Annotated in this window: 15 protein-coding genes and 1 riboswitch; of the genes, 1 reads left to right on the top strand and 14 read right to left on the bottom strand. The window is 55.7% G+C overall.

All coding sequences use genetic code 11. The annotated features are described in order from the left end of the window. Window positions 1-128 precede the first annotated feature (128 nt). Window positions 129-1,082, top strand: a complete 954-nt coding sequence (gene mmuM, locus P156_RS0109025) for a homocysteine S-methyltransferase (RefSeq protein ID WP_027869826.1) — start codon at window positions 129-131, stop codon at window positions 1,080-1,082. 4 nt (window positions 1,083-1,086) lie between these two features. Here the strand turns inward: mmuM and P156_RS0109020 are convergent, their stop codons facing one another. The 14 genes from P156_RS0109020 to P156_RS12280 all read right to left on the bottom strand — a co-directional run bounded on the left by P156_RS0109020 (window position 1,087) and on the right by P156_RS12280 (window position 20,640). Then, a complete protein-coding gene (locus tag P156_RS0109020; RefSeq protein ID WP_027869825.1) occupies window positions 1,087-1,986 on the bottom strand; it encodes a LysR family transcriptional regulator in 900 nt (299 codons plus the stop codon). 336 nt (window positions 1,987-2,322) lie between these two features. Further along, complete coding sequence (locus tag P156_RS13595; protein ID WP_242838729.1) at window positions 2,323-3,198, bottom strand: IS3 family transposase; 876 nt, start codon at window positions 3,196-3,198, stop codon at window positions 2,323-2,325. Continuing rightward, window positions 3,165-3,731 (bottom strand): helix-turn-helix domain-containing protein, encoded by a 567-nt coding sequence (locus P156_RS13590; protein ID WP_027869824.1) that lies wholly within the window; start codon window positions 3,729-3,731, stop codon window positions 3,165-3,167. Before P156_RS13590 ends, P156_RS13595 begins: the two co-directional genes overlap by 34 nt. Before the next feature lie 356 nt (window positions 3,732-4,087). Continuing rightward, window positions 4,088-7,405: a PD-(D/E)XK nuclease family protein gene (locus tag P156_RS0109000; RefSeq protein ID WP_027869823.1), complete on the bottom strand. Its 3,318-nt coding sequence runs from the start codon at window positions 7,403-7,405 to the stop codon at window positions 4,088-4,090. 3 nt (window positions 7,406-7,408) lie between these two features. Next, the gene (locus tag P156_RS0108995) at window positions 7,409-8,089 is read right to left on the bottom strand and encodes an HAD family hydrolase (RefSeq protein ID WP_027869822.1); all 681 of its coding nucleotides are present in this window, start codon (window positions 8,087-8,089) and stop codon (window positions 7,409-7,411) included. A 3-nt stretch (window positions 8,090-8,092) separates the two neighbouring features. Continuing rightward, the gene (locus P156_RS0108990; RefSeq protein ID WP_027869821.1) at window positions 8,093-10,264 is read right to left on the bottom strand and encodes a Tex family protein; all 2,172 of its coding nucleotides are present in this window, start codon (window positions 10,262-10,264) and stop codon (window positions 8,093-8,095) included. Between the two features lie 154 nt (window positions 10,265-10,418). Beyond that, window positions 10,419-10,841 (bottom strand): PepSY domain-containing protein, encoded by a 423-nt coding sequence (locus P156_RS12940; RefSeq protein ID WP_051600878.1) that lies wholly within the window; start codon window positions 10,839-10,841, stop codon window positions 10,419-10,421. Window positions 10,842-10,856: 15 nt separating this feature from the next. Next, window positions 10,857-11,957, bottom strand: a complete 1,101-nt coding sequence (gene prfB / locus P156_RS0108980) for a peptide chain release factor 2 (RefSeq protein WP_027869820.1) — start codon at window positions 11,955-11,957, stop codon at window positions 10,857-10,859. Continuing rightward, complete coding sequence (secA, locus tag P156_RS12285) at window positions 11,958-14,744, bottom strand: preprotein translocase subunit SecA (protein ID WP_034802480.1); 2,787 nt, start codon at window positions 14,742-14,744, stop codon at window positions 11,958-11,960. Continuing rightward, a complete protein-coding gene (locus P156_RS0108970; RefSeq protein ID WP_027869819.1) occupies window positions 14,741-16,036 on the bottom strand; it encodes an HlyC/CorC family transporter in 1,296 nt (431 codons plus the stop codon). The genes secA and P156_RS0108970 overlap by 4 nt, the downstream gene beginning before the upstream one ends. 229 nt (window positions 16,037-16,265) lie before the next feature. Next, entirely contained in the window at window positions 16,266-16,739 is a 474-nt protein-coding gene (ilvN, locus tag P156_RS0108965; protein ID WP_027869818.1) for an acetolactate synthase small subunit, read from the bottom strand. A gap of 10 nt (window positions 16,740-16,749) precedes the next feature. After that, on the bottom strand, window positions 16,750-18,375 hold the full coding sequence (gene ilvB / locus P156_RS0108960) for a biosynthetic-type acetolactate synthase large subunit (protein WP_034802477.1): 1,626 nt from the start codon (window positions 18,373-18,375) through the stop codon (window positions 16,750-16,752). 442 nt (window positions 18,376-18,817) lie between these two features. Further along, the gene (locus P156_RS0108955; protein ID WP_027869816.1) at window positions 18,818-19,108 is read right to left on the bottom strand and encodes a hypothetical protein; all 291 of its coding nucleotides are present in this window, start codon (window positions 19,106-19,108) and stop codon (window positions 18,818-18,820) included. A gap of 90 nt (window positions 19,109-19,198) precedes the next feature. Beyond that, a riboswitch (cobalamin riboswitch) is annotated at window positions 19,199-19,416 on the bottom strand. A 36-nt stretch (window positions 19,417-19,452) separates the two neighbouring features. Next, on the bottom strand, window positions 19,453-20,640 hold the full coding sequence (locus tag P156_RS12280) for a hypothetical protein (protein WP_051600877.1): 1,188 nt from the start codon (window positions 20,638-20,640) through the stop codon (window positions 19,453-19,455). Window positions 20,641-20,976: the final 336 nt, after the last annotated feature.

The raw sequence follows: 20,976 nt of genomic DNA, 5'->3' as shown, positions 1-20,976 counted from the left end.
CGCTTTCTTGCGTGACCGATAACTATTATACCTGTAAATGGGGGGAATTGCAACCCGTTTTTCGCAAAAGGCGCTCCAGCCCTTGCCTCCCTCTCATCGATCCGTTATCATGGGGACAGGAGGTACCTATGAACGAGAAACTTCAGAACATATTCCAACAGCAGACCATCATGATCATTGACGGCTCCATGTCCACCGCTCTGGAACAGCGGGGCGCCGATCTGAACGACAGACTGTGGACGGCCCGCGTACTGGCCGAGAAACCGGACCTGATCCGCCAGGTGCACAAAGCCTACTTCCAGGCCGGCGCAGACTGCGGCATCACAGCCAGCTACCAGGCCACCATTCCCGGATTGATAGACGCCGGGTATACCGAGGCCCAGGCCGAGGACATTCTGGCCCGCTCCGTTCGGCTTTTCTGTGAGGCCAGAGCGGAGTGGTGGGCGGAGGAGGGGCAGGCCGACCGCCGCCCCTGGCCGCTTTGTCTGGCGGCCGTCGGCCCTTACGGAGCCTACCTGGCTGACGGCTCAGAATACAGAGGCAACTACGGGATCTCCGACGAGACACTACAAAGCTTCCACCGCAGACGCATGGAGGTCCTCTGGGAAGCCGGCCCCGACCTGCTCCTCATCGAGACCGTCCCGTCTCTTAGGGAAGCCATGCTTTGTGCAGACCTGGCCGAAGAACTGGGTGCCGACTACTGGATCAGTTTCTCCTGCCGGGACCAGGCCCACATCAACGAAGGCGACCTCATCGAAGAGTGCGCGAGAAAGCTTTCGATCGGGCATCCGCGTCTGCAGATGCTGGGCGTCAACTGCACGGACCCGCGTTACATCACCGGATTGATCCACGAGCTGCGAAAGGGCACGGACCTGCCCATCGCTGTATACCCCAACAGCGGTGACCGCTACGACCCGACCACCAAGACCTGGAAGCGGCTGGGAACAGAGAAGGCATTTGGAACCTTTGCCCTGTCCTATATGAAAGCCGGTGCGACCGCAGTGGGCGGCTGCTGCACCACCGTGGAGCCCCATATCCGCCAGATCACAGAGGCCAGGAGGAAGTTCCTGAACGCGGAATGACCCCTCACCTCTTCTGGTCAGAGGCTTCCTTCGTCAGCATCCGCACCAGATACTCTTCGAACTTGTCTGCGGCCGGGGACAAGTGTCGGTTCCCGGCCGCGGCGATCCCAAAGGTGACGGTGGAGGGCGGATCCAGCGGGAGCACCGCTACTTTGTCACGCCACATCGATGTGCAGAGCCGGTTCATGACGCTCATACCAAGGCCGTTTTGGATCAGGGATAGAAGCACTGGATTCTCCATGGTGGTGAAAACGATGTGTGGGTGGATCCCGTAATCAGCCAGAAGTTCTTCCACGTCTACGTCGTGGCCTAGCGCCGGCATGACAAAATCCTCCTCTCCACATCTGGCGATGGGATAGCATGCCGCCTCTGCCAATGGGTGCTCCTTCGGGAGCACTGCCACCATGGGATCCTCTGCCAGTGGGATCCAATCCAGCATCTCTTCTTCTATGTTCGGGTTCTCCGGCATGATCACCAGGTCCGCCTCCCCGCTCTTCAGCCACTCCAACAGTTCCTGTCGGATCCCTTCCATCAGCCGCATCTGGATCTGTGGATACTCTTCCCGAAACCGGCGCAACACCTTCGGCAGCCAGTAGGTGGCCACACTCGGATAAGTAGCGACGCATACCGACCCGATGGCAAGTCCCCGGATATCCGCAGCCTTTTCGTACACGGCCCCCTCCTGTGCCACAAAACCGCGTATCACAGGTATCATCAATGCCCCCGCCTCGGAAAGGGTCACGCCTTTCCGGGTCCTTTCCAGAAGTGCCATCCCCAGATCCTCCTCCAGCGCCGTGATCAGCTGGCTGACTCCAGAGGGTGTATACCCCAGCACCTCCGCCGCACCGCTCAGCGTCCCCTGTTCCACGGCGCCGAGAAATGCCTTGCACCTTGCGGTTTCCATACTCTCCTCCTATTTCAAGTTTTACTTCAAACTATATCTATATATTACAGTTTTACTTTTCATATTGTCAAGTGGTATAGTAAAGACAAGAAAAGAAGCACCATCGGTCAACGAATAAAATTACAAAAAACCAGTCAAAGGAGGTGTCGAGATGTTCGTAACAATGATGATCGCTGTTTGCGCAGGATGTGGTGTAGTCGCCGCCCTCTGGAATGCCCATGATAGAAAGGCAGAGTGGTGACAAATACGAGAAAGGGTTGCTGCACAAAGCGTTGAAGGATGAGGTGACCCCCAAAAGTTAGACTTTTGCTCCAGTGAGAAATCGCTGGAGTTTTTCTATGCAGCTAATATCTCTTCCCGGTACTCAACTGGACTCCGGTATCCAAGAGATGCTTTGCTGCGCTTTTGGTTGTAGTAACGTATGTATTTGTCTATCGCATCTTTGAGTTCATCGAAGCTTCTGTATACCTGACCGTAGTACATCTCTTGCTTCATGATCCCAAAGAAGTTTTCCATGGGTGAGTTGTCGTAGCAGTTGCCTTTGCGAGACATGCTTTGAAAGATCCTGTTCTTCTTCAGTTCATAGCGATAAGCATTCATCTGGTATGCCCAGCCACGGTCAGAGTGAAATGTGCGTCTGAACTTGCAATCGCTTGTTACATCGATTGCCTCATTCAAGGCCGTCATTATGCTCTGCGCAGATGGACGATCTGAAATGCCATAACTCAGGATCTCCAGATTCCACATATCCATGAATGGATCAAGATAAAACTTCTTGATGGATACTCTGCCTTTGTCATCCGGCTCATAGTACTTGAACTCTGTCGTATCCGTAGTGATCTTCTGATGAGGAATGTTAGTGTTGAATCTTCTGTTCACTCTGTTTGGAGCGATTCTTCCTACGACACCCTTGTATGTACTGAACCTGCGGCTCTTCCTGGTGAATGAGGTAACCTGCATGCCATACTTCTGGACTATGCGATGGACGCGCTTCTTGTTTACCTTGATGCCTTGCTTCCGAAGCTCTCCATAGATTCGACGATAGCCATAGTTCTTATGCTTTTCTCTGATATCTCTCATGATCTGAAGAAGCTCAGCATCCGGATCCTCGCGATCAAATCGCTTCTGCCAGTACATATACGTGGCTTTTGGAAGTCCTGCTGCTGCGAGAATGTCCTTTAATTTGAATTCTCCTCGGAGGCTGTGGACGATTCTCGCAGTTCGTTCAGAAGACCTTCCTCCTCTAAACGCAGCCTCCTCGATTCTTTTAAAAATGCATTCTCGATCCGAAGTCTAAGGTTCTCCTCCTGCAATTGCCTAAGAAGTTCCTTCTGCTCTTCCGAATCACCATCTTCGATCTCACGGATGACTTTCTCTTTATCCATCGTTCGTTTTCGACCTTTCTTTTTGGGTCTCAGGGCATCAGGTCCAGCAGCACGATAGTTATTGACCCATTGGGTAATTAATGTGCTATTTGTCATTCCTACTTGGCTCGCAAGAGTCTGGTAAGAGAGTTCACTTGATAAATACAATTCTACTACATGAAGCTTGAATTCGAAAGTGTATTTCTGCTTCTGCCTGCTTCTTCTAAGACCGTCATCCCCAAAATGACGATAGTTTGAAACCCATCTCTGGATAAGTGATCGTGTGAGACTGTATTTTTGGCTAAGATAATTACAGCCTCCTTGTCCACTTAGGTATTCATCCACAACTATGCGTTTAAACTCATAACTATACTTTGCCATAACAAAACTGACCTCCTCCAGTTAGATTCTTGGTCTAACTTTTGGGGGTCAGTTCAGGATGCTGAGGGCAGCAGCCCTATTTTTTTAAACAGAGAGGGACGGCGGTGGAATATTCTTTTTTTGGGGGGGATTATGGCAGAATTGCGTATGCTTATGGCACTGCCATAAGCATAGCTGGATTTGCCATAAGAATTTGCCGGTTTTGTGCTTTTTCTTATGGCAAAACTATGTATGCTTATGGCAGTGCCATAAGCATAGCCGGATTTGCCATAAGCGGAGAATCAACGATCTGAGAGGAACATCGATCTGACACACCCTCGTTTCTCATATTTGTCACCACCACGCAGAGACCGCACCTACACCCGTCTGTACTGACACCCCTCAAATGCCGTATCGAACCGGCACACGCTCTGGTAATCACAGAAGTCACAGGGCTTCCGATTGCCGGATCGCATGGGGGAGATCGGAATCTCTCCGGCCAGCATCTGGTCAGCCAGCTCGTCCAGCTTCTCATCTACGGCCTCTGCCAACTGGTGGAATTCACTCTCCGTCATCAGCAGACTGGCAGATGTACCCTTCAGGCCACCCTTGCTGTTGCTGATGGCGGTGACGAGTGACTGCTTCTCAAACGTGCCGGCGATCGCCTCAACATTGTCGCCCTCATCCACCAGAATGCCCTTCAGGAAAAAAGCCTTTCGCAACTGCTCCTGGATCTGCTCTGCGGAATCTCCGCCACCCTTCTTCAACTTCTCCGCATCAAACCGGGGATCGTAGATATGGAAGTAAAACATCCCAGCCGGCTCCCGCTCCTCACTGCTGGCGGCTTTCATGTAGAGCATCAGCTGCAGCCGGTAACCCGCCTGGATCTCTTCCTTCTTCAGCTGGTTGTCACCGGACTTGTAGTCGATGATGTTCACCCGGCCGCTCTTCAGAACATCCATTCTGTCAATCTTCCCCTCGATATAGAGGGTCTGGTCACCGCGCTTCAGCTCGATGGGTGGCAGCGGCCGCCTGGCACCAAAGGGCAGCTCGTACAGGCTGTGATCGATCTTCCCCTCCCGTACCTGCAGGATCAACATCCAGATCGCCGCGGCGCAGGTGTCCTTGATGCGCCGCGTACGGTATCTTTCCTCGTTGGAAAGCCCCATGAGGCCGTCCCGGTACTCCGCAGCGATCTCGTTCACTGCGCACTCCACCATGGAAGCGCAGGTCTGCCTGTCCACGGTCTCCCACAAAGCCTTGCTGGTCAGCTCCTCTGCCACCTTCATGAAGCAGAGATGATAGATATCCCCCAACTCCAGTGGCGAGATCTCAAAGGTTCGATCTTCCTTCGGATGCAGACCGTACTGCAGAAAATACCGAAAAGGACAGCGCGCATAAGTCTCCAGTCGAGACGGACTGAGACTCACGATTCCTCCACGCTCTCCAAACAGCACGGTGCTCCTTCCTTGCAGAGCATCGGGAGCATTCCTGAAGTCCAGCCCTTGCTCCACCTTTTCCATCATAGCCGGGTCGTGTTCCCTGTACCAGTCTGCCACCTCTGCCCAAAGACCCGCCTCCCCGGCAGTGCCTGCCCCCTTATGATGTCGTCTATACTCCACCATATGTCGCAGCGTGCTCATCGGACCGCCTATCAGCTCCAAGGCGTCTGCGGCGTTCACCACATCGGGTTCCACGGGGATCCCGGGGAATACCTGCAGGATGTCGTCGATCAGCTCCGACCTGGTCATGGCCTCCCCGGTGGTGCCTGCCGCCGACCAACTGATCCACAGATGATCGCTGGGGCGGGACAGGTTCCTGTAGATAGCCAGTTGTTCCTCGTTGCGACGTACACTGTCCACCTTGCAGATCTCAAACCCTTCTTCATATATACGATCGATCTCCGACAGGGCGAACAGCCCCGTGTCCTCGACCTGGCATGGGAGCACTCCATCGTTGGCACCCATGACCACCAGTGCCCGGACCTTTCCCGTTCTGGTCCGCTGCATGGTCCCCATCAACAGATCGTCCACGGACACTGGCAGGATGCCGATCTGGATCTGTTCCAGGCCCACCTGGAAGATCTCCAGAAACTCCTCCAGGCGGAAGGGATCCTCTCCGATCAGCTCCACGATCTGATCCAGCACATGGAGCACCATGCGGAAAATCTGCTCGGTCTCCTCCGCCAGATCCCCCAGTCCGGCCTCCTCCTGCCGCCTGACCAGCGCCTGGAGATGGGCGTCCATTTCCAGATCCTCTGTCAGGTATGCGTAGTATTTCTCCGCAAACTCCCGTACAGTCTCCGCCTCAGAGACGATCCTCTCCAGCCCCTGAAACAGCGCGCAGACCTTCTCTCTGGTGCAATTCAGTTCCCAGAGCCCGTCATTCCCATACTCATGTGTGCCGTACAGGAACTCCTTCTTCCACATGCTCCCGCGGATCCTGTATCGTCCCGCGTAGATTTCCAGTCTTTCGATCTCCTCCGCTGGCAGCTCCACAAAACCCGCCTTCAGCGTACGGATGATATCTCTGGTCTTCCACTTTCCGCGCACCACCTCCAGCATGGACAACAGAAAGGATGCCACCGGCGAGTCCGTAATGCTCCGTTTGTTATCATGGAACACGGGCAGCCCGTACTCCTGGAACACCCGATCGATGACCTGCCCGCTGTTTGCCAGGTCATTGCAGACCAGCACGATATCCCGCTTGCGGTATCCTTTGTCCCGGAGCAGATGGAGCACGAACGCCGCCGCGCTCTCCGCCTCGTTGTAGATGTTGGCAGCCTCCACCAGCGTGATCCCCTCATGCCGCGCCGCCGGGTCCTTTGGGATCGCATATAGCTCCTTCTCCAGGTGAGCGATGCCCTGCACACGCCCTCCTTCTGCGTAGGAATCATCGATGGGCAGGATCTCTCCCCTCTCGCAGCCGCATTCCTCCGCTGCTGCAAGAAGATTCCGGAGCACTGCCTCCGTCAGGCCGAACAAAGCCGCATCACGACATCCCCGGTCCAGTGTGAGCACTACGTTCACTTCCGCCGCCGCTGCCATGATTCCTCGGAGCACTTCCATGGACTTGGGCGCAAAACTGTCGAACCCGTACACCCACACAGAGGCCCCCCGCAGGATCCTGGACTGTCCGATCTTCCCCACGAACAGATCCACGTAGTCCTCCGAGTCTGTATACTTTCCCTCGATCTCTTCCTGATAACGTCTGTAGATATGCCCCAGATCTGTCAGTTTCCGGTGCAGCAGTTCCTTCTCCGGGATCCTGTCCCGTATCTCCTCCAGATCCTCTGGACTCACGCCGTACTGCTTCAGCTCGGAGATGAAGTTGTTCACCATTTCTACGAAGGAACTGCTGGCCTTCCGTCCGCGGAAGACCAGGAGATCCTCTTCCATGTCCCGGACGATCCGCGTAAGGAGCATCTGTCTGCCGTACTTGTCCACAAACGCACGTCCGGCGCCGCCCAATTCACTTAGAATCCGGTGCCCCAGCCTGGACATACTGCTGATCTCCAGTCCCAGCAGAGCCGGCTTCTCCAGCCATTGAAAAGCCTGCCGTTCCGCTTCCAGGGTATACTGATCCGGCACGATCACCAGCACCGGATGCTCCAGTCCATACCCACGCCGACGAATCTGCTCGTACATGAACTTTTCCTTGTTCAGACTCTCTCTTCCGTAGTAAATATGCAGCATACTCTACCCCCTGAGGATCTCCACCAGCTGTTCCGGGGACTCCAGATAGTACTCCGCCGGCCAGGTCTGCACCGGATCTTCTTTTTTCATGGTCGCCGACCAGGCCACCAGCGCTGCCGGAATACCGGCGTTGTGAGCGCAGTCGATATCGAACCGGGTGTCCCCCACAAACAACGCTTCCTCTGCCGTCAGAACACCCTCTGGGGAACCACTGCCCTCCTGCCCGCGAAGCAGCCCCAGACCGATCAGCGCCGGCTCCGGATCGGGTTTATGGGCCGTCGTGTCATCACAGGTCACCAGCGCGTCGATATACTGTTCGATCCCACAGCTGGCCAGCCCCTGCCTGCAGGTGCTCCCGGTGCGGGAGGTAACGACTCCCACCAGGCACCCCTGCTCTTTCAGCGCGCGGAGCATCTCCCTGATTCCGGGGAACAGAAACCAGGCGCTCTCCTGGAGGCTCATCTGATAACTCTTGTAGACATCCACCGCCTCCTGCACATCGTGCTCCGGGAAGGCCATCTGCAGGCTGTCCCGTAGGGTCTCCCCGAAGGTGGAGAGAATGAACTCCTCTTCCCCTTCCCTGCCTGTCAGCGTCCTGTATGTGTGCTGCCAGGAATCCACAATGAGCCGGGTGGTATCGGCGATGGTACCGTCAAAATCCAATAGTACTGCTTTGTATTTCATGAATTATACCTTCATTGTCAGCGATATCTTCTTGCGGTCTTTGTCCACGGAGAGGATCTTCACCTTCACCGTGTCCCCCACAGCGACCACATCCATGGGGTGTTTGACGAACTTGTTGGAGAGCTGACTGATATGCACCAGCCCATCCTGCTTGACGCCGATGTCCACAAATGCACCGAAATCTACCACGTTCCGCACGGTTCCAGTCAGTTCCATGCCCGGCTCCAGATCGTCAAACTCCCGTACATCATTGCGGAAGATCACCGGCGGAGCGTCCTCGCGGGGGTCTCTGGCGGGGCGCTTTAGTTCATCGATGAGGTCCATCAGCGTTGGTCTGCCGATCCCCAGATCCTCGGCCATCAGGTTGATGCTCTGGGACATCTTCTTGGCCGGATAGGCCTCCGCGATCTTCTCATCAAGGTCCTCTGCGCCTCCTGCGGTGATGGCGGATTTCTCCACACCCAGCTTGGCCATCATGGCCTCGCAGACCTTGTAGGATTCCGGATGCACCGCTGTCGCGTCCAAGGGTTCCTTCCCACCGCTGATTCTCAGGAAGCCGGCACACTGCTCGTAGGCCTTGGGCCCCAGCTTAGCCACCTTCAGCAGTTGACGTCGTCCGGTGAACCGGCCATTCTCCTCCCGGTAAGCCACGATATTTCTGGCGATCCCCATGTTGATGCCGGCCACATAGGACAGCAGGGAAGGTGAGGCAGTGTTCAGATCCACCCCTACCCGGTTAACGCAGTTCTCCACCACACCTGTGAGGGCCGTGTCCAGCATCTTCTGATTGATATCGTGTTGGTACTGACCTACGCCGATGTGTTTGGGATCGATCTTCACCAGTTCCGCCAGCGGATCCTGCAGACGCCTTCCCAGAGACATTGCGCCCCGGGTGGTCACATCCAGATCCGGGTACTCCTCTGAGGCCAGCTTGGAAGCGGAATACACCGATGCTCCCGCCTCGTTGACGATGGTGTACTGGATGGGCCAGTCGTGTTTCCGCAGGAAGTTCGCCACCACTTCCTCTGTCTCTCTGGAAGCGGTTCCATTGCCGATGACGATCACGTCGCAACCATACTTCTCGATGATCTTGGTGAGCACTCTCTCAGTCCCAGCCACATCATTGCGGGGCTGGGTGGGATAGATGGTGGTATAAGCCCGCAGTTTTCCGGTGCCATCCAGCACCGCCACCTTGCAGCCGGTACGATAGCCTGGGTCGATGCTGATGATCCGCTTATCCTTCACCGGGGGCACCATCAACAGATTCTCCGTGTTTTTAGCAAAGACCTTCACCGCATCTGCCTCCGCCCGCTCAGTCAGTCGATTTCGCATTTCCCGCTCCACCGAAGAAGCGATGAGACGTTTGTAGGCATCCTCTGCGGTAGCCTCCAGCAGCTCTGTGTAGATGCTCCGACGCCGGAAGAATTTCTTGCCGATCTTCTTCAGAAGTGGTGCCGGCTCGATCTCCACCTTCACCTTCAGTTTCTTTTCCTTCTCGCCTCGATTCACCGCCAGCACCCGGTGATTGGGCATCTTGGCGATGGGCTCGCTGCTGTCATAGTACATGTCGTAGGGGGTCTTCTCCTCCGGATCAACCGCTGCTGTGGCGATCTTCCCATGCTCCCAGGTGTAAGCACGAAGCTCCTCGGTCATGTCCGGATCGTCAGCGATCATCTCCGCGATGATGTCCAACGCGCCCTGAAGCGCAGCTTCCGGTGTCTCCACTTCCTTCTCTGGATCCACAAAACTCTCGGCCACCTCCAGCGGATCCCCCTCTGTGTCTAACTGGGCGTAGATCTTCATGGCCAGAGGCTCCAGGCCCCGCGCCTTCGCCTTGCCTGCCCGGGTGGTCTTCTTCTGCTTGAATGGCTTGTAGAGGTCTTCTACCCGTTGGAGCACCTCTGCCTTCTCGATTTCCTCGGAGAGCTCCGGTGTCAGCTTCCCCTGCTCCTCGATGAGCTTCTTCACCTCTGCCTTCCGCTCCTCCAGACTGCGGAGATACGAAAGCCGCGTATCCAGATCTCGCAGGACCTCGTCGGACAGACTGCCTGTGACCTCCTTCCGGTATCTGGCGATGAAGGGGATGGTACTCCCTTCGTCGATGAGCTTGATGGTGGCCTCCACCTGGCTCTCACGTATGTGGAATTCTTCTGCTAATTTCCTGTTGATATTCATACTCTTACTTCCCTCTCTCTATAGGCTGCCCGCCCATCTTCTGCCTTCTGATGACAAACACCTTTTCGTCGAGCCCTGTTACAAGAAGAAAAACGGGGCTTTGTGAAAAACCCCGCCATTCCCCGATCACTGACCTGAGGCGTAACCGCCCGGCTTACTCCCCATCATCGTAATCCAGATCCTTGTCGATGATCTCTCCGGTATACGCTTCGATCTCGTAGCTATACTCCGTGCTGCATGCGCGCAGTTCTACCTCGTAGTACTCCAGGCCGTCATCGATCTCAAACTGCGCATTGGTGGAATCCAGGTCAGAGGCCTTCACCTTGGCATCGTCCATGGCGATCTTCAGCGCCGCCTCCTCTCCGATCTTTTTCTTCTGTGTGTCTTTCTCTGCTGATTCTCCTGCGTCAGTTCCATCTTCTGTTGTCTCCTCCGCAGCAGGCTGGCTTCCCTCCTCCGGGGCTGCCTCCTGGGAGCTTCCGCATGCGCTCATGCCCAGGGCTACCAGCAGGCAGAGCAGAAGCACCGCCAGAGCCATAACCTTGGATTTTCCGTTGTTCTTTTGTTTGGTTCTCATGCTCCTTCACCTCTCTTACTTCAATACCTTCAGTTCCTCATTGATAAAATGATCCAGTGCCCCATCCATGACGGCACTGACGTTCCCCACCTCGGCGCCGGTACGGTGGTCCTTCACCATAGTATAAGGCTGGAACACGTAGGAACGGATCTGGGATCCCCAGGTGATCTGAGAGAAGTCACCCTTGATCTCCGCCAGGTCTTCCTTATGTTGCTGCTCTGCCAGATCAATGAGCTTGGACATGAGGATCTTCATGGCGACCTCACGATTCTGGTGCTGGCTCCGCTCGTTCTGGCAGGTGACTACGATGTTGGTAGGCAGGTGGGTGATACGGATGGCCGAGTCTGTCTTGTTGACATGCTGGCCGCCGGCGCCACTGCTTCGGTAGGTATCCACCCGGATGTCCTCCGGATTGATGGTCACCTCGATATCATCGTCGATCTCCGGCATGACCTCCAGCGCCGCAAAAGAAGTCTGCCGCTTCCCCGCCGCGTTAAAGGGCGAGATCCGCACCAGCCGGTGGACCCCCTTCTCGTGCTTCAGGTAGCCGTAGGCGTTCTCCCCTTCCACGATGAAGGTGGCGCTCTTGATGCCCGCCTCGGTGTCGTCCTGCAGGTCAACCACGTTCACCTTGTAGCCCCGCTGCTCCGCCCACCGGGTGTACATGCGCAGCAGCATCTCCGCCCAGTCCATGGCTTCCACACCGCCGGCACCCGCGTGCAGCGACAGGACTGCGCTGTTGTGGTCGTACTTGCCGTTCAGAAGTGTCTCCAGCCGGAATTCCTCCAATTGTTTCTTCAGTTCCTCATAGGTCTCTACCACACTGGCAGCTTCGTCCTCGTCTTCCATCTCTTCCACCAACTCGATCATGTCGTTGATGTCAGCGAATCCGGTCCCCAGTTTCTCATATTTCTCGATCTTCGCGTCCAGGCTGCTTTTCTTCTTGAGAAGGCTCTGAGCTGCCTCCGGATCATCCCAGAAGCCCGGCTCCATGGTCTTCTCGGACAAAGCCTTCGCTTCCTCTCTCAATTCATCCACCTTCAGAGCCTCTCCGGTCTCCTTCAATATCTTCTTCACCTCCGGCAGTTCCTGCCGGATAGGATCAAATATCAACATTTACATGCCTCTTTCTCTTTCCAGGTCCTTCTGCATGCAGCAGTTCTTGTATTTCTTGCCGCTGCCGCAGGGGCAGGGATCGTTGCGGCCCACCTTGGGGCGGTCGCGGCGGACGGTCTCCTGCTTGAACTCTCGCTCGGGGATCTCCGCATCCTCCTCGGCAGCGCCGCTGCCGCCCTGCATAGCCGCCAGGATGCCTCGATCCACGTTTTCTTCTTTCTTTTCGCCACCGATCTGGATGACGGTGTGACGGTCGGTCTCCGTCTGCAGCGTCACGCTGTAGCAGTTGCTGACGGTCTCCGCCTTGATCTCCGCAATCATCTGCTCGAACATATCAAAGCCTTCCTGAGCATAAGCCGCCACAGGATCCTGCTGGCCGATACCCCGCAGTCCAATACCATCCTTCAACTGATCCATCGCATCGATCTGATCCATCCACAGGTTGTCCACCACGCGCAGGAGGATCATGCGCTCTACCTCACGCATAGGCTCCAGCCCAATCTCTGCTTCCTTGGCCTGGTACATGGCCTCGAACTGCTGGTAGACATCCTCCTTCAGGCTGTCGGCATCCATGCGCACCAGCTCGTCGGTGCTGTACTCGTCCTTCCCGCGGAAGGACCGGACGATACGGCGCAGCCCCTTGTTCATGGCCTCAAAGTCCCATTCCTCCGGGTACTTGGACTCCATGGTGATGGGGTCGATGACGCTGTCGATGAGGTCGTGGGTCATGTTGGTGATGTACTCCCGCAGATCCTCACCCATCAGAACCTTCCGGCGCTCGTTGTAGATGATCTCACGCTGCTTGTTCATGACGTTGTCGTACTGCAGCACGTACTTACGGATACCGAAGTTGCGGCCTTCTACCTTCTTCTGGGCACTCTCGATGGAGCGGGAGAGCATCTTGGCTTCGATAGCCTCATCCTCTTCCAGACCCATCCTGGCCACCATGTTCTGCATCCGCTCACCGCCGAAGAGCCTCATCAGCTCATCCTCCAGGGAGATAAAGAACTGGGTCTGGCCCGGGTCTCCCTGACGGCCCGCACGGCCTCGCAGCTGGTTATCGATACGGCGGGACTCGTGGCGCTCGGTACCGATGATACAAAGTCCGCCAAGTTCAACGACCTCGTCGTGCTCCACGTCCCTTTCCTTCTTGAATTCCTCGTAATACTCCTGATAGGCCTCCCGGGCATCCAGCAACTCCTGATCCTCCGATCTGGCAAATCCGGTGGCAAAATTGATGGCCTCCTCTGAGTAGCCCTTCTTACGCATCTCTCTTTTGGCTTCGAACTCCGGGTTACCGCCCAGAATGATGTCGGTACCACGGCCAGCCATGTTGGTGGCGATGGTAACCATGCCCTTACGGCCTGCCTCGGCAACGATCTCCGCTTCCTTCTCGTGCTGCTTGGCATTCAGCACGTTGTGCTGGATGCCTTTCTTCCGCAGCAGATCACTGATGAGCTCGGACTTCTCGATGGATATGGTACCTACCAGTACCGGCTGTCCGGTCTGGTGTACCTCGGCCACCCGGTCGGCGATGGCGTGGAACTTGCCTCTCTCCTTCTGATAGACGGCATCCGGCTTGTCCTCTCTGATCACCGGCTTGTTGGTGGGGATTACCACGACATCCATGTTGTAGATGTCCCGGAACTCGTCTTCCTCGGTCTTGGCGGTACCGGTCATGCCCGCCAGCTTGTCGTACATGCGGAACAGATTCTGCAGGGTGATGGTGGCCAGGGTCTTGGACTCCGACCGCACCCGCAGGTGCTCCTTGGCCTCGATGGCCTGGTGCAGGCCGTTGCTGTAGCGGCGGCCGAACATCAGACGGCCGGTGAACTCGTCGACGATGACGATCTCTCCGTCCTTGACGATGTAGTCCACATCCCGCTCCATCAGGTTGTTGGCCTTCAGGGCCTGCAGCACGTTGTGGTTGATCTCCATGTTCTGGGGATCACCGAAGTTGTCCAGCCCGAAGAACGCTTCTGCCTTGCTCACACCTTCGTCTGTCAAGGATACCTGCTGGTCCTTCTCCTCCACCTCAAAATCCTGGTCCTTGGTGAGTTCCTTCACGAACTTATCCGCCTTACGGTACAGGTCGGTGGACTTTGTGCCCTGACCGGAGATGATCAGCGGTGTCCTGGCCTCATCCACGAGGATGGAGTCCACCTCGTCGACGATGGCGTAATGCAGTTCTCTCTGCATCAGCTCTTCCTCGTAGGTGACCATGTTATCACGCAGGTAGTCGAAACCGAACTCGTTGTTGGTGCCGTAGGTGATGTCCGCCATGTAGGCATCCCGCCGCTCCTCCTCGCTGATGCCGTGGATCACGCAGCCCACGGTCAGTCCCAGGAAGGAGTAGACCTTGCCCATCCACTCGGAGTCACGCTTGGCCAGGTAGTCATTGACGGTGACCACGTGGACACCCTTGCCCTCCAGCGCGTTCAGGTATACCGGTAGCGTCGCTACCAGAGTCTTACCTTCACCGGTCTTCATCTCGGCGATACGGCCCTGATGCAGGACGATGCCGCCGATGATCTGCACATGGAAGTGCTTCAGTCCGATGCTTCGCCAGGCGCCCTCCCGGCAGACCGCGAACGCCTCCGGCAGGATGTCATCCAGGGTCTCCCCGGCTGCCAGCCTGTCGCGGAACTCCTGGGTCTTGGCCTTCAGTTCCTCGTCTGTGAGGGCCTGCATCGCCTCATCAAAGGTCTCCACCTTGGCCGCGATCTTCTCTACTTTCTTGACCTCCCGCTTGTTGAGGTCTCCGAATATCTTCTCAAGTAAACTCATTTCGATGATCTACCCCTTTCCTCTGTCTCCTCTTCCTGTTTCTCTTCTACCTTCAAATTGATTTCCAATGCCTTTCGGTTATCTGCCTTGGTGACCTTCACGTGGTAGATCTGCCCGCCATCATCATAGGCGAAAGCGTCTCCCGCCTTGGGCAGACGATCCAGCTCACGCACCACCCAGCCGTTCACCGTCGTGGCATCCATCTCGATCTCCTCATCAAAGAAATCAAACATCTTCTCTACATTGGTATGGCCCAGGATCCGGTAGCTGCCGTCTTGCAGCCTGGTGATCTCATCGGATTCCACCTCATCGTGTTCGTCGTAGATCTCGCCTACCAGTTCCTCAATGATGTCCTCCATGGTCACTAGACCCTCGGTCCCGCCGTACTCATCTACCACGATGGCGATCTGGGACTTCTTCGCCTGCATCTTCCGAAGCAGGTCGGCGCATTTCATGGAGCCGGCCACAAAGACGACTGGCTTGACGTAGTCTGATATGGTCTTCTCCGTACCTACGATGAAGTTGTGGAAGTCCTTCTGGTTCAAAACGCCCAGGATCTTGTCCAGGTCGTCCTCGTAGACGGGCATCCGGGAGAACCCGGTGTCCTTGAACAAAGCCCCCACTTCCTCTTCCGAATCCTCAATGTCGATGGCCTGGATATCCACCCGAGGGGTCAACACGTCCCAGGCCTCCAGGTCGTTGAACTCAATGGCGTTCTGGATCAGCTCGCTCTGTTCAGAGAGGATGTTCCCTTCCGTCTCCGCCTCTTCCACCATGGTCTTGATCTCCTCCTCTGTGATGCCCTTGTCAGAGTTCACCTTGAAGATCACCATTAGCAGCTTCTTCCACTGGCTGAAGATCCAGTTGATAGGCGCAAAGAGAGCCATCAACCCTCCGATGAGAGGCGCCGACAGGTTTGCGAACTTCTCCGGGTATTCCTTGGCCAGGCTCTTCGGAGAGATCTCTCCGAAGATCAGCACCACCAGCGTCATGACCACGGTGGAAACTGTGGGTCCGTAAACCCCGCAGAGCTTCACAAAGAATACCGTGGCAATGGCCGTGTTGGCGATGTTGGCGATGTTGTTCCCTACCAGGATCGTGGACAACAGGTCGTCATAGCGATCCGTCAGCCGCAGCACCCGCTTCGCCTTCTGATCCCCGTCATTGGCCGCGTTCTTCAGGCGGATCCGGTTCACCGAGGTGAATGCCGTTTCCGTGGCAGAGAAGTACGCCGATAAGATCAGAAAGAACACCATCGCTGCTATGTATTTTCCCAATTCCTGGGCTTGCATCGGCAGCTTGTCCTCCTTATATAAATACTATTGCTCAAAATAGAGCCATACATAGTGATTATACCACGCAAACGCCCGCAAAGATACCATTTTTCTCCTGTTTTATAAAGAGTTCAGAAACTCTTCACAAAGAAGGGCTCGGCCTTCTGCCGAGATGCCACCCCACAACAAAACCCCGCAACCCATGATCGTGTTGCGGGGTATGGTCTCTCGCCTTGCTTCGCGTCTCTCATTCCTTGCTCAGGGCCACCGTGCCTGTTCGCTGGATCTCCTTGATCCCGTACATCCGTACCAGCTCAATAAAGTTCTCAATCTCGTCCGGTTCTGCAGTGATCTGAATCATCATGTGCCGCGGACTCATGTGGACGATCTTGGCATCGTTGATCAGACAGAGCTCCACAAGCGAAGAGCGGTTGGCGGCGGTATAGCCCACCTTGATCAGCATCATCTCCCGGCTGACACACTGGAGTTCCTCCAGCCTGCGGACCTTGATGACATCCAGTTTCTTGTTCAACTGCTTGCCAATCTGGTCGATGGTGCGCTCGCTGCCGGTGGATACGATAGTCATGCTGGACACATCGTGGTGCTCCGTCTCTCCCACCGCCAGAGAATCGATATTGAAGCCCCTCCGGGCGAACAACCCCGAGATCTGGGAGAGTACGCCGGCCTGGTTCTCTACCAGAACAGAAAATATTCCTTTCATTACGTACCTCCTATTTCACGTTGTTATCATCCGCCACTTCCACCACCATCAGACAGGGTTCCTCCATGGCGAGGAACTTCTCGATGGTCGGGATGACCTCATCGTTATTTTCGATATGCAAGTATTCCATGCCGTAAGCCTCTGCGATCTTATCGTAGTACGGCAGATCGTACAGTGAGATTCCCTCATACCGAGCCTTGTAGGTGTTCATCTGATACTCACGCACCAGCCCCAGTACGCGGTTCCTCACGATGACCACCTTCAGCGGCACGTTGTTGACCCTGGCCGTCGCCAGTTCGTTCATGGCCATCTGGAAGGCTCCATCGCCACAGACCGCAACAACCTGCTTGTCCGGCTGGCACATCTTGGCACCGATGGCCGCGGGAATGGAATACCCCATGGTTCCCATGCCGCCGGTGGTCAGGAACCGACCGCTCTTCATGACATAATTATCCGCCGACCAGAGCTGGTTCTGTCCCACATCCGCCACATAGATAGCGTCCTCCTCCATCCGACCGGACAGTTCCTGTACCAGATAGTTGGGGTTCACTAGCTTGTCGCTGAACACGCGGGTGTCCACCGTACCGTGTTTGATGGAGTTCAACTCCCCCAGCCACTCCCGGGTGTCGATGTGGATATCCTCCTCTGCCAGCTGGTTGAAGATGTCCTTCACGTCGCCCACCAGAGGAATGGTGGGACCCAGCCGCTTGCCGATCTCCGCCGTATCGATGTCGATGTGGATGATCTTCGCCTGGCGCTCCAGATTACCGGGCTTGGCCACTGCCCGATCCGCAATACGCGCCCCCACGATGATCAGCAGGTCGCTGTTTACCACCGCCTTGTTCGCGTATGGCTTGCCGTTGTTTCCCAGCATGCCGAAATAGAGCGGATGCTTCTTCGGCATCACGCCCATCCCCATCATGGTGTGCACCAGCGGGATGCTGTATTTCTCACAGAAAGCCCTCACCTGCTCCTCGCCATCCCCCAGGATGACGCCGCCTCCTGCACAAAGCAGTGGACGGGTGGCTTTGTTGATGGCCGCGATGACCTTCCGCATCTGCTGTTTGTTGCCCTTGTTTCCGGGGGGCTTGTACCCGCGGATACTCACCTCGATCTCCTCGTAGTTGAACTCCCTCTTCAGGGGCGCCATCTGGATGTCGATGGGCACATCGATCAGCACTGGTCCCTTCCTGCCAGTGGAGGCGATATAGAATGCCTCCTTAAAGATACGCGGGATGTCGTTCACGTTCTTCACCAGGTAACGGTACTTGGTGAAAGACTCCGTAGCGCCTGTGATATCGGCTTCCTGGAACACATCCCTTCCCAGAAGATCGCTGGAAACCTGTCCCGTGATGGCTACCACCGGAATACTGTCCGCATAGCAGGTGGCCAGAGCCGTGATCAGGTTGGTCGCCCCGGGACCGGATGTCGTCACACAGACCGCCGGCTTGCGGGAGACCCTGGCCCATCCGCTGGCCGCGTGTCCCGCTGACTGTTCTTCCCTAACCAGTACATGCTCGATCGAAGAATCATAGAGCCCGTCGTAGAACGGCGCGATCGCCACTCCCGGATACCCGTAGATGGTGGTGATCCCTTCTGCCTCCAGGCATTTCACCATAGCTTCTGCACCAGTCAATATACTCACCTCGTTTACTTATAGTCTATTCGTTTATTGTATCAAATCTGGTCTGCAAAGTCTATATCAGCAAGTAGATTTCCTCCACGAAAAAGGTGCTGTCTCAAAATGAGGCAGTTCCAGAGTGTAGACAAGTCTAATCCACCCGACTGCAGTCCTCTCCTGGAAACCGGTGGATAGAAAACAAACCCTTGCCTTCTCACACTTCAACATTTTCCTTGGGAGAATTCAATTCGGGTATTCTGAAGGAAAGCAAAAAAAATATTCCTTCAGATGGCTTGTTTCAGGTAATCTGAAGGAATCCAACCGCTCGGATATTCCAAATATTAGGATTTTTCTTCCAAAGAATATTTTTTTGCCATTCCTTCAGAATGGACCACCCCAACAAAACGAAGGAAATTCCAGGCGTGACAAAACTTCTGACGCGTTTTCACATCACGCCTTACTCCTCCGGCCAGTAGATGCAGTACGCCTCGTAGTTCTCTCCCATGTACACCCACACGCTGTCTCCCATGTCGATCTTCTCGTCGAACACCTTGTTTGGGACCAGCAGCTTCAGGTAGGTGCGTTTCATGCCCTTCAGGTTCTCCTCGGTAGCCTCCGGGTCATTATGAAAAGCCTCCAGTTTCTTCTTCAGGTCGGGGATGCCTGTCTCCTTCCCAAAGTTGTCGGCAAACTGCTCGCAGGTGGCATAGACTACATTGTCGGGATTCTTAAACCAGTTAACGTTCATTGGGACTCCTTTCTTACCTTCACCGCTCTACCTCCGAGAGAATGAAAAAAAGCCGCAGCAACACTGCTACGACCGTTATTTCTCGTATCTTTCAAACCCATCTCCCATCATAGGTCTTCTGGCTCGTACAGCCGGGCCTTCCTCAGCCCACACCGCCTCCCGCCTTCTCAGGTTTCCCCAATGACCGGCTTTCGCCATGGGAAGCGACTCCTATACTCACAGCACCGTGATATGCCCGGGATTCCCACCCGGTTCCCTCAGCCCCGCCGCCATACGCCTGCGAGGCCATGATAGAGCATGACTATTCAACTACATATCCAGTATACACCTGATCAGTTTCGGATTCAACGGGGAATTTCAGGCAACCCGTGGCGGCCGGCCGCGCAAGCAAGGCTTTGTGCACAGCGCCAGAACACGCAGGCAGTAAACACGATCCCCATGAGTCCCATCAGCGGATAGAATACGCTGATAAGGTTGCCGAAGTTGAAGATCCCGATGGTGGTCGCAATGACGGTGGCGATCACCGCAGTCAGGTTCCTGTGGGCAGCAACCACAGCTACATTGCCGGACACCGTCTTCACGATGACAAAGAGTGCTGTCGCCGCGGAGGAGTAGATCCCCAGCGCCAGCGTCACGGAGAAGAACGCACCAAGCACCGGCGAGATCCGCACGGCGAGGTAGAGCGTAGGAATATCCAGCGCTGCCACGTTTCCCGCATTCAGCAGGATCGCCGTACTGGTGATGGCGACGATGGCTACCAGGGCCAGCACCCCCAGGCCTGTACCCAGGTATACTTCGCGCCGGGACCGGGCCGACATTCCCAGCTCCGTGTAGTACACACTGCCGCACACAAAGTTCAGGGACACGTAGAGGATCGCGCTGGCAAGCCACCAGTTGGTGTTCTGTTTCCCGGCTAGCGCCCCCTGCCACTGCGCCACATCGCCAAAGTTCCCATAGTCCCGCAGGATGGTCACCGTACCCACCACCAGCGTGAACAAGATGATCACCGGACCGATCAATGCCACCACGCTGGTGAGCCTCTCAAACCCCCCGAAGTACGTGAGCAGCACCAGCGCCGCCATGATCAGCACGCCGGCAGTGTGTGGAAGACCATAATACTCCTCCAGCGTCGCCCCGGCTCCGGAAAGCAGGATGCTGAATGGGATCACCTGCACGCAAGGCACGACCCAGTTGTAAGCCGCTCCCAGCCGCCTACCACAGAAGTAATGGTAGTGGCGGAAGGCAGCCCCACGCGCCTGGCCGCCCTGGGTAGTCCCGGCATCCGGCGCCCCAACGCATTCAGTCGTAATGGCCCGGTGGTCAAACGCCACGGTGGTCAGGGTAAACCCCATGACCGTGAAGCCGATCAGCAGCACCAGCAACACCAGGAAACTCTGGTATCCATAGCTGGTGACGAATTGCAGGATCTCCTGACCCGTTGCAAACCCGCTGCCGATGACCCAAGCGGTGAATGCGCCCGCGAACCGCAGGGTACGCACCGCCGACCCTTCTTCTCTTTCTCTCTCAGCCAAAGCCTTCCTCCTTCAATACAAGCCTTATTTTCATTATAGTTGGAATCTGAAGCAACGTCAATCATACGGCGGCGGGCACAAAGCTTTTGCTGCGCCATCGAAAGTATACAATATATCTGCCGAAAAACGCTTGACTTTTCTGAAAATTCGATGTATTATTTAGCCAGATAAAGCGATAGAGTAAACAGCGCCACATGATGCAGATCCATTGACATCAGGGCGAACATAGATGAAGGTATATGAGTTTAGAGATCGCTTGCGAATAAGCTACATCCGAGAGGATGTGGAGAGAGAAGGAGGGTGAGTCCTAAGACTGTGAAGAGAGAAAACGGAATA

Origin of the sequence: Eubacterium sp. AB3007 (assembly GCF_000688015.1) — a bacterium.
GTDB lineage: Bacteria > Bacillota > Clostridia > Peptostreptococcales > Anaerovoracaceae > Aminicella.
Note: the sequence above shows the minus strand (reverse complement) of the source record. Positions and strands in the feature narration are given on the sequence as shown.